Source organism: Aquamicrobium terrae (genome assembly GCF_040545735.1).
GTDB lineage: Bacteria > Pseudomonadota > Alphaproteobacteria > Rhizobiales > Rhizobiaceae > Mesorhizobium > Mesorhizobium terrae_A.
In genome coordinates, this window is the sequence record NZ_JBEPML010000004.1 from 249,641 (window position 1) to 264,754 (window position 15,114).

The 15,114-nt window shown below is 62.7% G+C and carries 12 protein-coding genes; 7 read left to right on the top strand and 5 right to left on the bottom strand.

What is annotated here, in order from left to right; all coding sequences use genetic code 11:
• Window positions 1–10 precede the first annotated feature (10 nt).
• The gene (locus tag ABID37_RS08300; protein ID WP_354193782.1) at window positions 11–1,591 is read right to left on the bottom strand and encodes a zinc-binding metallopeptidase family protein; all 1,581 of its coding nucleotides are present in this window, start codon (window positions 1,589–1,591) and stop codon (window positions 11–13) included.
• A 95-nt stretch (window positions 1,592–1,686) separates the two neighbouring features.
• Here ABID37_RS08300 and ABID37_RS08305 point away from each other — a divergent pair, with 95 nt between their 5' ends.
• The 5 genes from ABID37_RS08305 (at window position 1,687) to ABID37_RS08325 (ending at window position 6,581) form a co-directional block, all read left to right on the top strand.
• On the top strand, window positions 1,687–2,586 hold the full coding sequence (locus tag ABID37_RS08305) for a LysR substrate-binding domain-containing protein (RefSeq protein WP_354193783.1): 900 nt from the start codon (window positions 1,687–1,689) through the stop codon (window positions 2,584–2,586).
• A gap of 105 nt (window positions 2,587–2,691) precedes the next feature.
• A complete protein-coding gene (locus tag ABID37_RS08310) occupies window positions 2,692–3,777 on the top strand; it encodes an ABC transporter ATP-binding protein (RefSeq protein WP_354193784.1) in 1,086 nt (361 codons plus the stop codon).
• A 37-nt stretch (window positions 3,778–3,814) separates the two neighbouring features.
• Window positions 3,815–4,918 carry an ABC transporter substrate-binding protein gene (locus tag ABID37_RS08315; RefSeq protein WP_354193785.1) on the top strand — a complete coding sequence of 368 codons (1,104 nt, stop codon included), beginning with the start codon at window positions 3,815–3,817 and terminating at the stop codon, window positions 4,916–4,918.
• Window positions 4,919–4,938: 20 nt separating this feature from the next.
• A complete protein-coding gene (locus ABID37_RS08320; protein ID WP_354193786.1) occupies window positions 4,939–5,772 on the top strand; it encodes an ABC transporter permease in 834 nt (277 codons plus the stop codon).
• On the top strand, window positions 5,769–6,581 hold the full coding sequence (locus ABID37_RS08325; protein ID WP_354193787.1) for an ABC transporter permease: 813 nt from the start codon (window positions 5,769–5,771) through the stop codon (window positions 6,579–6,581). The genes ABID37_RS08320 and ABID37_RS08325 overlap by 4 nt, the downstream gene beginning before the upstream one ends.
• On the opposite strand, the gene ABID37_RS08330 is transcribed toward ABID37_RS08325, so the two are convergent.
• The 4 genes from ABID37_RS08330 to ABID37_RS08345 all read right to left on the bottom strand — a co-directional run bounded on the left by ABID37_RS08330 (window position 6,570) and on the right by ABID37_RS08345 (window position 12,678).
• Complete coding sequence (locus ABID37_RS08330; protein ID WP_354193788.1) at window positions 6,570–8,516, bottom strand: oxidoreductase; 1,947 nt, start codon at window positions 8,514–8,516, stop codon at window positions 6,570–6,572. The genes ABID37_RS08325 and ABID37_RS08330 overlap by 12 nt on opposite strands.
• A 280-nt stretch (window positions 8,517–8,796) precedes the next feature.
• Window positions 8,797–9,582, bottom strand: a complete 786-nt coding sequence (locus ABID37_RS08335; protein ID WP_354193789.1) for an IclR family transcriptional regulator — start codon at window positions 9,580–9,582, stop codon at window positions 8,797–8,799.
• Between the two features lie 4 nt (window positions 9,583–9,586).
• Window positions 9,587–11,032, bottom strand: a complete 1,446-nt coding sequence (locus tag ABID37_RS08340) for an FAD-binding oxidoreductase (protein WP_354193790.1) — start codon at window positions 11,030–11,032, stop codon at window positions 9,587–9,589.
• On the bottom strand, window positions 11,029–12,678 hold the full coding sequence (locus ABID37_RS08345; protein WP_354193791.1) for a 5-guanidino-2-oxopentanoate decarboxylase: 1,650 nt from the start codon (window positions 12,676–12,678) through the stop codon (window positions 11,029–11,031). Before ABID37_RS08345 ends, ABID37_RS08340 begins: the two co-directional genes overlap by 4 nt.
• 154 nt (window positions 12,679–12,832) lie before the next feature.
• Between ABID37_RS08345 and ABID37_RS08350 the strand changes: the two genes are divergently transcribed.
• Window positions 12,833–13,912 carry an ABC transporter substrate-binding protein gene (locus ABID37_RS08350; RefSeq protein ID WP_354193792.1) on the top strand — a complete coding sequence of 360 codons (1,080 nt, stop codon included), beginning with the start codon at window positions 12,833–12,835 and terminating at the stop codon, window positions 13,910–13,912.
• Window positions 13,913–13,996: 84 nt separating this feature from the next.
• Window positions 13,997–15,106, top strand: coding sequence for an ABC transporter ATP-binding protein (locus tag ABID37_RS08355; protein ID WP_354193793.1), 1,110 nt, complete (start codon window positions 13,997–13,999; stop codon window positions 15,104–15,106).
• The last annotated feature ends 8 nt before the right edge of the window (window positions 15,107–15,114 follow it).

Genomic DNA, 15,114 nt, shown 5'->3' on the forward strand with positions numbered 1-15,114 from the left:
TGTCTCCTCTTCAGTTCGAAACTGTAGGTATCCACCAGTCGCGGCCGCGCGCGGTCTCGACATATTCGGGCCAGCGGAAATGGATGGGCGGGTCGTAGTCGCACAGCGGCGCGATCCACTCCGAGCCGCCGATACCGCCGCCGGTGCGACGCACGAACTCGTCCATCGCCACCTCGCGGGTCGCATCGTCTTCCAGCAGGCGCAGGGCGGACAGCGCCAGCGTCTTTGCAGCGCATAAAACCGTCGGATCGATGGTTTCGGGAATGCCGCCGAGCGCGTTCATCGCCCAGGCCGAGGGCAGGGTGCCTTCGACGTGCCGCAGGGCCGGGCGCGCCACATAGAAACGCGCCGTCGGCGCATGCCAGCACATATCGGTGTAATCGTCGGAGGTGGAATGCGTCTGCGAAGGCGGCAGATCACGGCGCAGGATCGCCTCCGCTTCCTGCGGTGTGATCAACCGCTCGCATTCGGGCAGGAACGGCGCGTCGCTGGTGCGGCCGACATCGTTGGTCTGGATCTCGCGGGCGATGGCTATGGCGCGCTCGTCCCAGCGCGGCGGTCCGACCTGCGACAGCGCCTCGAAGACGGTGTTGGCCATGATGTGATTGGCAAGGCCCGGCCGCGACTTGCAGACCCAGTGGCGCTCGAACCTGCACCCGGTCATGGCCGCGGCCGCCGCGGCGTTGCGGTCCAGCATGGCCGTCGCCTGCTCGGCCATGGCGACGGTCGGCACGCGAAGCATGTACTGGATCTCGGCAATCCCAGCCGGCAGATTGTCGGCGGTCGCCTGCCCAGCGGTCAGGATCGCCTCGGAGAGCGACCAGCCGCCCTGATGCGGCAGCATCGAGTCCCTGAGCGCCTTGGACGACATGTACATGGTCATCAGCGCATCGTTCGCGCCGGGCGCGCGGACGGCCGAGTGGGATTGCGGAATGGGCGTGCCGCCCGCGCCGGCTTGCAGCCAGCGCTGCGGCTCGTCGCAGACGAAGCGGTAGATCATCGACCAGGCGGCGCCGCAATGCGTATCCCAGCGTGCCGTGTTGCACAGCGGCAGCATGTAGAAGGGATGGAAGGACAGCATCGCCGCAAGGCCATCATAGTAGCCCTTGGCGGCATGGATGGGCTTCGATCCGCGCACCTTCTCGGCCGGTTCTCCGGTGAAGCGCAGCGTGCCGCCGATGCCGTGCCGCTCCATGGCCGCCTTGGTGGCCAGAAGGCCGCCCAGGCCGGCCATCCCCAGCGCGGAATGGGGATCGGTGTGGCCGCCGGCATGTTCCGACAGCCCTGGGCGCGGCCGTTTCACGGTGGCCGCGTCCTGGCAGTTGCCGGGCACCGCGTCATATTCCGCATACATGCCGATGGTCGGTCCGAAGCCGTTGGACCAGTGGGCGCAGAAGGCGGTGGGCATGCCGCCCGAGCCTTCCTCCACCGAGAACCCCTCGGCTTTCAGCCGCTCGACATACCAGGCGCTGGATCGATACTCGCGCCAGGCCGTCTCGCCAAAATCGAAGATCGTCCTCGTCCAGACCGACAGGTTCCGGCGATTGGCCTCCACATGGTCGAGCGCTGTCTGCTGGGCTGAGCTGATCACGGCATATCCCTCCGCTTCAGAAAAGCAGTGAACGCCGTCGTCAAAAAGTGATATGTTTTTCCTGTTTTTACAAATTCCATTCACCTGAGGCGTATGTGCGAATTCCTTCGACCCAGGCTCTGAGGGCTCTCGACAGCTTTGCCCGCCATGGCAGCGTGTGGCGGGCGGCCGACGAGCTGAACCTGACGCGCAGTGCGGTCAGCCACCAATTGCGCCTGCTCGAACGCGATCTGGGCTTCGATCTTCTGGAGCGCGTCGGCAAGCGGGTGGCGCTGACGCCGCGTGGCCGCCACTACGCCAACGACGTGCGCAAGGCGCTGACGGTGCTGGGCGATGCCACGGGCCGCCACGCCGGCAAGGGTGTGGGCGGAACGTTCACGGTAAGCTGCACACCGGGTTTCGCCTCGCTTTGGCTGTGCACGCATATCGGCGATTTCCAGAGGACCTATCCGGACGTGTCCTTGCGCATCGTCACGCCGCGACGGCTGGACGAGGTGAGCAATCCGGAAGTGGACCTGTTCATCGCCTTCGGTGACGGAAACTGGCCGAACCGCGCGGTCGAACTGTTATGCGAGGTCGAGTTCGCACCGCTGTGCAGCCCGGCGCTCGTCAACCGGATGGGAGGATTGTCGAGGCCGGCCGACCTGCTGCGCGCCACGCTCCTGCATCTTGGCGATACGGAGGACTGGTCGCGCTGGCTGGCGATGCACAAGATCGAGAACCCCAATCCGGATGCGGGAATTATCTTCTCCGATATGAACCTGGTCATGTCGGCGGCGATAGCCGGGCAGGGCATAGCGCTGGGTGACGAACTGACCGGCCGCAGGGCCCTGATCGACGGCCGGCTGGCCCGACCGTTCGACCGGTCCATCAAGTCGCCGCGCTCCTATTTCCTGGTGCATGAGCACACCAAGACAGGACATCCGGTGCTCGGCGCCTTTGCGACCTGGATCACGACTCAACTGAACGATGCGGAGCAGACGCCCTATGGCTGAAACGCCGTGAAAGGTGAATGGAATTTGCCGATCGGACGAAAATAATTCTGTTGTGGAAGGGCGGTGCACTGGCTTACGCTTTTTTGTGCAGCGCAAGGAGGCAGGATGCAAAAGTCTCGCCGAGCAGCGGAAATAAAAGCCTCGGGAATTGGCAAGAGCTTCGGCTCTTTCCAGGCGTTGAAAGATGTCGCCATCGACATCGGCCGGGGGGAGTTTCTGACCCTGCTGGGGCCTTCCGGTTCGGGCAAGACGACCTTTCTCATGATCCTCGCCGGCTTCGAGAAACCCACCACGGGCAGGCTTGTCAGCGACGGCGTGGACATCACCAACCAGCCGGCCGAGAAACGCGCTGCCGGCATGGTGTTCCAGGGTTACGCCCTGTTTCCTCACATGACGGTTCGGCAGAATGTCGCCTTTCCGCTGAAGGTGCGCAAATGTCCGGCAGAGGAGATGAAGCGCCGCGTCGACGAGATGATCGACCGGGTCGGCCTGACGGCGCATGCCCACAAGCATCCGGCCCAGCTTTCCGGTGGCCAGCAGCAGCGCGTGGCGCTGGCCAGGGCCCTGGTGTTCGAGCCGGGCGTGCTGCTGCTCGACGAGCCGTTTTCGGCCCTGGACAAGAGCCTGCGCACCCAGATGCAGGACGAGATGAAGCGGCTTCACAAGGAAACCGGAACCACCTTCGTCTTCGTCACGCATGACCAGAGCGAGGCGCTGGCACTGTCGTCGCGCGTGGCGATCTTCAATCATGGCGAGTTGCTGCAGGTCGGTGCACCGCAGGAGGTCTATGACCGCCCGGCAAACCGCTTCGTCGCCGAGTTCCTCGGCGAAATAAACCTGCTCAAGCTCAAGGACGTGCGTCACGACGGCGGAAAGGCTGTCGGGACATGCGAGGACCGGACGATCCAGCTCGACGGCACCGCCTACCGACAGAGGGGCGATGCCCTTCTGGCGATCCGGCCCGAATATATGTCGATCGCCAGCGAAGCGCCCGGGACCGGGAACGCGATTGCCGCCACGGCGACCATGTCGACCTATCTCGGGTCGGCCACCAAGCTCGATCTTGCCACGCGCGACGGTTCGAAGCTTTCGGTTTCCGTACCCAACGAGATCGCTGCCGCCGCCCTCGGCAGCGGCAATTCCGTCTGGCTGACCTGGCCTTCGGAGAAAGGTTTCCTTTTGGCAGGATAGGACCGGCTTTCAACAACAACGATAAAAGGGGAATACGATGGAAAAGGAACTGACCACACTGCAAGCGCTGACCGCCCGCGCAAGGCGTGGCGAGATATCGCGGCGTGACTTCACCATACTCGTCGCGGGTCTCGTGGCCAGTGCGCCGCTGCTGCGTTCGACGCAGGCCTATGCGCAGGCGAGCGAGCTTGTCCTGGTCAACTGGGGCGGCGACGCCATCACGGCTTACGGCGAAGCCTATGGCGAGCCCTTCACCGCAGAAACCGGGATCGTGGTGAAGATGGACGGCTCCGGCCCGACCGAAGGCGCCGTCGCCACCCAATTCAAGAGCGGCAAGCCGACCTGGGACCTCGTCGACATCGATCCGTTCTCGGCCATCGCGCTCGGCAAGCAGGGCATGCTGGAGCCGATCGATTATGCGGTCGTCGACAAGTCGAAGTTCCGTCCGGGTTTCGGCTGGGAGCACGCCGCCTCGACCTATTTCTTCTCCTATGTCATCGCCTACGATTCGGCGCAGTTCGAAACGGCGCCGACCGGCATGGCCGACTTCTTCGATGTCGAGAAGTTCCCCGGCAAGCGCTCGCTCTACAAATGGGGCGCGGCGATGTGGGAGGCCGCACTGATGGCCGACGGCGTTGCGCCGGATCAGCTCTACCCGCTCGACCTGAAGCGCGCCCATGACAAGATCGCCGCGTTCAAGGACAACGTCATTTCCTATTGGGGCGGCGGCGCCGAAAGCCAGAGCGTGCTTCTGAACGGCGAGGCCTCCATGGCCATCATCTGGTCGACGCGCGGATCGCTGATCGAGCAGGACTCCGGCGGACAGATCAAGTTCATCTGGGACCAGGGCATCATTTCGCCGGGCGCGCTCTCGGTCATCAAGGGCAATCCGGGCGGCAAGGAAGCCGCGATGAAGTTCATTGCCAGTACGCAGGACCCGAAAAAGCAGCTTGTCATGTTCGAGAAGCTGGGCCAGGGACCGGCCAATCCCGAGGCGGACGGGCTGATCGCGGAAGATCGCAAGCGCTTCAATCCGGTCGATCCGGCCAACATGGAAAAGCAGGTGGCCATGAACATGGACTGGTACGCCGAGAACTACGGCAAGGCGCTCGACGAATACACCAAGATCATATCCGCCTGAACAGCGCCTGAGGGACCAGGATGAGGGGGATCGGAAACAACTGGAAGAGCGCGGCGCTGATGATGGCGCCGCTGCTCCTCTTCCTTGGCCTTTGCTATGCCATCCCCTTCCTCGGCGTGGCGCGCTGGAGCGTGACCCTGCCCGAGCCCGGCCTTGGCCAGTATGCGGTGCTGGTTTCCGATCCGCTGGTGCAATCGGTGTTCATGCGCACCTTTCGCATCTGCATTGCCGTGACGGTCGTTTCGGTCGCCGCGGCCTATGCCATTTCGGTTGTCTGGGTGCGCGGCACGCCCTCACAGCGCATCTTCGTGGAATTCTGCATCCTCATCCCGTTCTGGATCTCGGTGCTGACCCGCGCCTTCGGCTGGGTTGCGCTGTTGTCCAATCGCGGTCTCATCAACACCTGGCTGCAGGCGATCGGCGTGATCTCGCAGCCGCTTGCGCTGGTGCGCAACGAATTCGGCGTCATCGTCGGCATGTCGCATTTCCTCATCCCGTTCGCGGTATTCCCGATCGCGTCCGCCATCCGCTCGCTCGACGAGCGCGTGCTTCTTGCCGCGCGCGGCATGGGCGCCAGCCGTACGCGCATCTTCTGGACCGTCTTCCTGCCGATGACACGGGCCGGCATCGTCGGGGCGGCCTTGATTGTCTTCGTCTTCGCCCTCGGCTTCTTCGTGACGCCGGCCATTCTCGGCGGCGGCCGCAGCGTGATGATCGCCGAACTCATCTACCTGCGCATCTTCCAGAGCCCTGATTGGGGGCTTGGCGCGGCGATCAGTGTCGTTCTCGTCGTTGCCGTGGGCGCGCTCATGGCTGTGGTGATGCGTTTCGTCAACCCGAGGCGGATGGTATGATCAGCTATCGTCCCGGTCCCGTATCGCTGCTTCTGGCGCTGCTTGTCGCAGCCTTCCTGCTGCTGCCGCTGTTTGCGGTGGTGCCGGTTTCCTTCACGCCCGGGCGCATGCTTGCCATGCCGACCGGGCAGTGGTCGCTGCGCCACTACCAGACCCTGATCAACGATCCGCGGTGGCTGGAAAGCATCCTGCTTTCCCTGCGCATCGGTATCGTGACCAGCCTTCTGTCCACGGTGCTTGCCGTCACTTTCGGCCTGGCCATCTGGATGTTCCAGCCGCGCTTCACGGCACTGCTTGTCGGCTTCGTCATCCTGCCGATGATCGTGCCGCCGGTCGTCTCGGCCATCACGCTCTATTTCCTGCTGACGACTCTGTCCGGGCTGGTGCCGGCAATCGGCTACGACACCTGGCTGGGCGTCGCGCTGGCGCATACGGTCATGGCCGTGCCTTTCGCCGCCGTGATGATCCTGGTGGCGCTGAGCCAGGTGGATCGGAACATCGATCTCGCCGCCCGCGGGCTTGGCGCCAGCGTCTGGGAGCGCGCAACCAGGGTGATCCTTCCCAACATCAGGTTCGGGGTGGTGACGGCGGCTCTGCTGTCCTTCATCCTGTCGTGGGAGGAAATCGGCGTCACCCTGTTCGTCACCAGCGTCAACGCCATCACCTTGCCGAGGCTGATGTGGATGGGCCTGCGCGACAACATCGATCCGGCGGTAGCGGCACTGTCGGTCATCCTGATCCTGATCACGCTTGCCGTGCTCATCCTGCGTGCCGTGGTGCAGTATCGCCGCGCTCCGTCAGATCGCTGAGGCCACCTTTACCGCTTCGTAGATCGCTTCCTCGGCCGTGCGGGGGATGAAGCAGTCGCCGATGATGTGCTGCTCGCCCCGAAGGCCGGCGAGCGCATCCGAAAGCGTCATGTCCGGCGCATGGCCCTGGCAAAGCACGAGCGTGTCGATGTCCTCGATGATGAACGGTTCTCCGCTGGCGGTATGCTGGAGGTAGACCGTTCCCGTATCGCAACCGTAGAGGCGCGCATAGTCGATGACCTCGACGCCGAAGCGATGCAACGTCGCCATCGACGAGAAGCGCACATAGGACGGGATCGACTTGCCGGCCATCTCGCTCGACACCGCCAGCTTGACGACACTGCCCTGCCGCGCCAGCAATTCAGCGATGCCGATGCCGATCCAGTCGCACCGCCAGTCGGACACCAGCACCGAACGCCCGACCGTGACCTCACCCTTGAGCACCTGCCAGGCGTCGACGACCTGGATTTCGCCTTCCTGCACGAAATCCGGCCGATAGGGCGTGGCGCCGGTTGCCATGATCACAACATCGGGCGCCTCGCGCTCGACCAGGGCACGGTCGACCCTTGTGCCCTTGACGACACGCACCTGCGACAGTTCGAGTTCGCGCAACAAATTGGTCACCAGCCCTCCGAATTCGGACCGACCCGGCAGCAGCTGGGCCAGCAGTGCCTGGCCGCCGAGCCTCGGGCTGGCCTCGTGGAGCGTGACGTCATGACCACGCTGCGCGGCGATGACCGCCGCCTTCATGCCGGCCGGCCCGCCGCCGGCGATGAGGATGCGCTTCGGCCGCGCGGCAGGTGTCAGAGTGCCGAATTGCAGCTCCCGGCCGGTCGCCGGATGCTGGATACAGGAGATCGGCACGCCTTTCTGGAAATGGCCGATACAGGCCTGGTTGCAGCCGATGCAGGCGCGGATATCGTCCACGCGGCCCTCCAGCGCCTTGTTCGGCATTTCCGGATCGGAAATCATGGCGCGCGTCATGCCGCACATATCCGCCTGTCCGGCCGTAAGCACAGCCTCAGCCTCCTGCGGCTGGTTGATCCGCCCGGCAACGAACACCGGTATGTCGACCCGGCTTTTGACCAGCCCGGCAAAAGGGGCCAGATAGGCGTTCCTGACACTCATCGGCGGCACGATATGCACCGCGCCGCCGGCCGTCGCACTGGTTCCGGCAATGACGTTGAGATAATCCAGCTCGGGCGCCAGCGCCTCGATGACGGCCAGCGTGTCCGTTTCCGTCATCCCGTCCGGGTCCATCTCGTTGCCGGATATGCGCAGGCCCAGGACAAAGCCTTGCGGTGTCTTGGCGCGAATGTCGGCGATCACCTCACGAGTGAAGCGCAGGCGGTTGTCGAACGAGCCACCATAGTCGTCCTCGCGCTTGTTCACCCGTTCGCTGAAGAACTGGGCCGGCAGATAACCGTGGCTGGCGACGATCTCCACACCGTCCAGCCCGGCTTCGGCCATGCGCCGGGCCGCATCGCCGAAGCCGGAGACGATGTCGCGGATCATGGCATGGCTGAGCGGACGCGGGATGACGAGGAACCGCTCGCTCGGCGACACCGAGGGCGCGTAGGCGATCGGCGCCATGCCGCCCGCCGCCTCGACGATTTCGCGGCCCGGATGGAAGAGCTGGCCGAACACGGCGGTGCCGTGGGCATGCAGCCTGTCGGCAAGCCTGCGATAGCCGGCGATCGCATGGTCTTCCGTCGCCATCAGCATATGCGTGGTGTAATGCGCGGTTTCGTGCACGCCCGAGACCTGCAGCACGATCAGGCCGGCGCCACCGGCCGCACGGGCCTCGTGATAGGCGATGAGTTCCTCATTCACCGTGCCGTCCGTCGGCAGCATCGTATCGTGCCCAGTGGACAGGATGCGGTTGCGGATGGTGACGTTGCCGATTGTGATCGGCTCGAACAGATGCGTGAACATTCTTCATCCTCCCGACACATCTAAACAAAGGCGGGGCGTGGATTGAAGCGGCCAGTTGCCGAATACGGTTTGGGACATCGAATTCGTGGAAGGCCGGACGCCAGTCTCAGCCACCCCTATCTGCATATCGACGGCCCTGGATATCGGTCCGGCATGCGTTTGACCGGATCGCCCGAGATGCAGCCGACGGGATCTTTCAGATTCGCTCCTTACGCTTTAACTCATTATTTTCATGCATACCGTTGTCCTGAAAGCACTTCTGACTTTCGGGCAGCATGATTTAGCGATGGTTTGAGAGCAGGTGCGACAATCTGCTGGCCGTCGCCTTCAGCAACTTGACCATGAACGCCTCATCGAAACGCGCGTGCATTCTGGCGCCCATTCCGACGATGCCCACCGTCAGGAAGACGCTCCCATGCTCGAAGGTTACCGGTGCTGCGAGGGCGAACACCCCGGGATCGAATTCCATGTTGTTGACCGCGAACCCCTTGAGGCGCACCTCCGCAAGCTGTTCCCGGATCGCTGCCTTGTCGACCATTGTCTCGGCCTGGTAGCGGGGAATATCGTGGCTCAGTATTTCCTCGATGAAGTCCTCGGTCTGGAACGCCAGGATCGCCTTGCCGCTCGCCGTCGCGTGAAAGGGAAACTCGTACCCCGGATGGATCAATGCGAACGGCGCCTCCTGCGGAAGCGCAAATGCTTCCAGCTTTATCTTTCCGCCCACCAGGCGGCAGATGAAGGCGACCTCCTGGAGCTTGTCGGCCAGTTCCGAAAGCAGCGGCGAGGCGACCTTCTCGATGGGAGCATCGCCGAAACTCAGGTTCAGAAGCCGTCTCAGGCGCGGTCCGATAAGGTAGACCTTCTTGTTCGGCGCGGCTTCAAGATAGCCGACATCGAGAAGGGTGTTGGTGATCCGGTGCGCGGAAGAAACCGGGATCTGCGCCGCGTTCGCAATGTCCTGAAGCGTCATGCCGGACGATGAGAATGCGACGGCATCAAGGACGGTCGCAATTCGCCGCAGCGGATTTGATCCTTTTTCAGAGCCGTTTTCGTTCAATTTGGCCATTTTCTCATTCCGGGGTGTCATCTATAGGACCGCGATCTTCGAAGCCAATGGGCGCGGGCAGAAAGATCTTGCCCGGGTTCATGATGTCCCGGGGATCGAGTGCCCGCTTGATCGTCTTCATTACAGTGAGGCCGGATCCATGCTCACCTTCGAGATACTGCCTCTTGCCCAGTCCAATGCCATGTTCGCCACTCACTGTTCCTCCGAAACCGACGGCTCGGTCAACCAGCTTTGCGTGAAGACGTTCCGCTTCCTCAATCTCTGATTGAGATTCCGGATCAATCAAAATCGCCAAATGAAAATTTCCGTCGCCGATATGGCCCACAATCGGGGCGCATAGCCCGGTCTCCGCCAGATCGCGTTGCGTTTCGGTGATGCAGTCCGCCAGGCGGGACAGGGGCACGCAGACATCGGTCACCATCGCCTTTGCACCGGGCCGCAGCAATGGCTCGGCATGGGCCGCATTGTGGCGAGCCTTCCAGATTTCGGCGCGCTGTTCGGCATCCTCGGCAAAGTGCACCGCATCCACGCCACAATGCTCGAGAAGTTCCTGGATTGCCTGGCGGGTGTCTTCAAGCGGCGTCACGCTGGAATGGAACTCGAGGAAGATCGTGGGACGAAGCTCGTATTCCAGTTTTTCATATTTGCACACAGCCTCGAGCGCGCGCTCGTCCATGAACTCCGCACGGGCGACCGGATAACCCATCTGCATCAGCAGGACGACAAAATCCACCGCCGCACCCGTGTTCTCGAACACGGCGCGAAGCGCCAGCACATGTTCGGGTATCGGATGAAGCCGCAAGGTCAGTTGGGTGATGATGCCGAGCGTGCCCTCCGAACCGACGAACAGTTTCGTGAGGTCATAACCGGAAGAGGACTTTCTGGCGCGTCCCCCCGTTCGCACGACCGTGCCGTCGGCCAGCACGACCTCTAGGCCAATGACATTGTCGCGCATGGAACCGTATTTCACGGTCATCGTCCCGGATGCGCGCGTCGCAGCCATTCCTCCAAGCGTCGCATCGGCGCCGGGGTCGACAGGAAAATTAAGCCCGATGTCGCGAAGAAACGAGTTGAGCATGGAACGGGTACACCCGGCTTCGACCGTACAATCCATGTCGGTCGCATTGACGGCAACGACCGCGTTCATGCCGGACAGGTCGATCGTCAGGCCACCCTGGACAGCATTCACGCTTCCTTCCATGGCGCTTCCGGTACCGTAAGCGATGACGGGAACGCCGAATCTGGCGCAGATGCGCACCGCATCGACGACATCCTCGGTCGTCGCGGCAAAGAGCACCCCGTCTGGCCTGGCAGGTGCGTGCCAGCCTTCGTCATGGCCATGGTGGTCCCGGACGCCTGGCGCGATGGTGAATTTCGACGCAAACCGCGCTTCCAGAGCGCCGCCGGCACTTTTGAAATCGAAAGTCCTGGAACGGATATCATCGCTCATCGCAGATATTCCGAGCTCTGCCTGACAATGATCAGCGTGGGGCGGTCGGCCGACAAGGCGGCGCGCACCTCACGCTCGATATCCTCCAGAGACTGCGGTTCGGCGGTGAGGCATCCAAACGATTCGGCAAGCGCCTTGAAGTTCGGATTGAGCGGCCGGACGCTGACTTCGGGAATGCCGCGAGCCCGCATGAAATCGGCAATCTCGCCAAGTCCGTCATTGTCCCACAGGACGATAGGAAGCGGCAATCGCTGCTCGACCGCCGTCGCCAGTTCCTGCACCGTAAAAAGAAGGCCGCCGTCGCCGACGATGGCCACGCAGGCCCGGCCGGAAGCGCCGAGCGCGCCTCCGATCGATGCGGGCAGGGCGTAGCCCAGCGTGCCGTAACCCATCGGAAAGTGCCAGGTTCCGGGCACATCGACGGGAAAATAGACGCAGCCGGTATAGGCGATCTGTGTCATGTCGCCATAGACGAGGGCATCGGCGGGCAACGCGTTTCGAACCGCGGTCAGCACCGCGATGTGCTGACGTTCGAGCGGCGAAACATCGTTCCTGACATGATGTCGGATCGCCTCAATGTCGGTGAGCCACGGGACGGAACGAGGAAATTCCGCGCGCGCCAACTCCTCGGCAAGGGCGTCGGCGGCGAGGGCCGCATCGGACACCATCGCCGCATCCGGCGCGTAGGTCCTGACCGTCGTGGCGGGATCGATGTCGATTCTCACGAATTTCCCGGCGATGGAAAGGCGGGTCGCATCGGCAACCGGTGGCGCATCGCCGGCAGCTTCGCTGTCGGCGGTCACGTAGAGGTCAGGCTCGGCGATTTCGGTCCCAATTGCCAGCACGAGGTCGGCCTCGACCTCGACCAGCCTTCGGATCCTGGCCCTTTGCAGCGTCGAGCCGAGGGAAAGCGGATGAGATTCAGGCACCACGCCCTTGCCCGCGACGGTCGTCACGACGGGCGCCTGGAGCATTTCGGCAAGGCGGGTCAATTCGGAACCGGCATTGCGGCAGCCGCCGCCTGCCAGGATGACCGGGCGCGCCGCCTTGCGGATCAGATCCGCGGCGGCCCTGACATCGGCCAGATTCGGGCCGGGTGGCTGGGGAAGGAATTTTCGGCTGCGCCTTGCCTCGACCTCTTCTTCGAGGACATCGAGCGGGATCGACAAATGGGCCGGGCGGGGGCGTTCGGTCTGGAACGATGTCATGGCCTGGGCCAGGTGTTCGCCGATCTGCTGACCGGTCAGTGCCGTTGCGCTAAAGCCTGTGATCGGCGCGCTCACCGCCTGCTGATTGGTGATCTCGTGCAACATGCCGCGGCCGAGGCCGATGTCGTCGCGAGCGATCGCGCTCGTGACGGCAAGAAGGGGGATGGAGTCCGAATAGGCCTGGCCGATGGGCGTGGCAACATTGGTCAAACCCGGGCCACTGATGATCAGGCAAACGCCCGGCTTCCCGGTGGCGCGGGCATAGCCGTCCGCCATGAAGCCGGCGCCTTGCTCGTGGCGTGCGCCGACATGCCGGATGCCGCTGGCAGCCAGCGGCTCGAAGAAAGCCAGCGTATGCACGCCCGGCATGCCGAACACCGTGTCGACGCCGTAGCCTTCCAGTTGCGCTATCAGTTCTGCCCCACCGGTATGCTTCATTTTCCTCCCCTTCCGTTTTTCGGAAACAGTTTCTGTTATTTTGAATAGATCGTTGACAAGGCGCCGACAACCCCCTAATCATCCTGAAAAATGAAAATAGTTTCCGAAATACGGAAATTGTGAAAACCGCAAACAACAATGGGGAGCCCAGCTCATGAAGCGTTTCTTGACGTCTGTCGCCGTCCTGGCAATCGCCGCAGGCGGCCTGTCCGCGCCGGTCTTTGCAGCAGATGCGATCACGGTCGTATCCTGGGGAGGAGCTTATACCGAGGCCCAGAGGCAGGCTTTCTACGAACCTTTCACGAAGGCGACCGGTATCACTATCAACTCGGTGGACTACAATGGTGGCCTCGGCCAGATCAAAGCCCAGGTTGAAGCCAAGAACGTAACCTGGGATGTCGTCGTCGGCGAGAAGGCGCTCGCCGAAATCGGCTGCTTCGACAACATCCTCGAAAAGCAGGACCCGGCATTGCTTCCGGCCGCAAAGGACGGCACACCGGCCGACCAAGACTTCATCGAGGGCACGATCAGCGACTGCGGCATCGGATCGGTGATCTGGTCGACAGCCATAGCCTACAACACCTCCAAGCTGGCGGACGGCCCGAAGACGATCGCCGACTTCTTCGATCTGGAGAAGTTCCCGGGCAAGCGCGGCCTTCGCAAATCCGCCGACGTCAACCTCGAATGGGCGCTGCTGGCCGATGGCGTCCCCGCGGCCGACATATACAAGGTGCTGGCGACCAAGGAGGGTGTCGACCGGGCCTTCGCCAAGCTCGACACGATCAAGTCGTCAGTGGTCTGGTGGGAGGCGGGATCGCAACCGCCGCAGCTTCTGGCCGATGGCGAAGTCGTCATGACCTCTGCGTACAGCAGCCGCATCTTCAACGCTATCAACGACGAGAAGCAGCCGTTCACAATCGTATGGGACGGACAGGTCTGGGATCGCGATGTGTGGATGATCCCAAGGGGCACCCGCAATCTCGATGCAGCGAAGCAGTTCGTCAATTTCTCCAGCGAGACCGAGCAGCAGGCGGCGATCACGAACTCCAGCTCCTATGGACCGGTGCGCAAATCCGCCATCGCGCTGATCGGCAAGAATGCAAAGACGGGTGTCGAAATGAAGGATTTCGTCCCGACGGCGCATCTCGACAATGCCGTGGAATCCGACAGCGAATTCTGGTCGACCTATCGCGACGAGCTTTTTGCGCGGTTCAATTCCTGGCTGGCCAAATAAGCGGCTACCCGGTTCGCCTCGAACGAATGACTGCTGGCAACGCGCGTTGCCAGCAGGGTGAATACTTTGCCTGGAGGAGAAACATTGGCGTCGGTTTCCTTTGCAAACGTTAGCAAGACCTACGATGGCAAGACATCGGTCGTCGACAACCTGAACCTGGACGTCAAGGAAGGTGAATTCCTCAGCATGCTGGGGCCTTCGGGGTCCGGCAAGACGACGTGCCTCATGATGCTTGCCGGGTTCGAGACGGCTACGTCGGGCGAGATCTATCTGGACGGACGCCCGATCAACCGGGTCGCTCCGCAGCGGCGCAACATCGGCATGGTCTTCCAGAACTATGCCCTTTTCCCCCACATGACGGTCGCCGAGAATCTGGCGTTTCCGTTGCAGGTCAGAAACATCTCCAAGGCGGATATTGCCCAGAAAGTGAACCGGGCGCTGGAAATGGTCGAGCTTCCCCATCTGGGAAACCGTCGGCCGGCCCAGCTTTCGGGCGGGCAGCAGCAGCGCGTGGCCGTCGCCCGGGCGCTCGTCTTCGATCCGAAACTCGTATTGATGGACGAGCCGCTCGGCGCTCTCGACAAGCAGCTCCGAGAGCAGATGCAATATGAAATCAAGCGCATCCATGAGCGGCTGGGCGTGACGATCGTCTATGTGACCCACGATCAGGCCGAAGCCCTGACCATGTCCGACACGATCGCGGTCTTCAACTTCGGCAAGATCCAGCAACTGGCCAAGCCGGCGGAGGTCTACGAGACGCCGAGCAACAGCTTCGTTGCCCAGTTCATCGGTGAGAACAACATGCTGCCCGGCACGATTGTCGAACGCAGCGGCAACCTTTGCAAGGTCATGCTCGCCAATGGCGACACGATAGCCGCGCTGGCCGTAACCGATGCGCAGGCCGGGGGAGCGACGCAATTGTCCCTGCGACCCGAGCGCATCGTCGTCGATCCGGCACCGGACGGCGGCGATCGCACCTTGGTGACAGGCAAAATCGTCGACCAGATCTATGTCGGCGACCATTCCCGGATTCAGGTGCGCGTGTTCGGCGGACATGAATTCATCGTCAAGGTTCAGAATGCATCGCTGCGCCGGACCTTTAGCAAGGGCGAGGCCATCACGCTTGGATGGCACGCCACCGATTGCCGGGCCCTTGATGCCGCAGCCGGCCATTCCTCGGGGCCGGTTCAATGAGGGGAAGC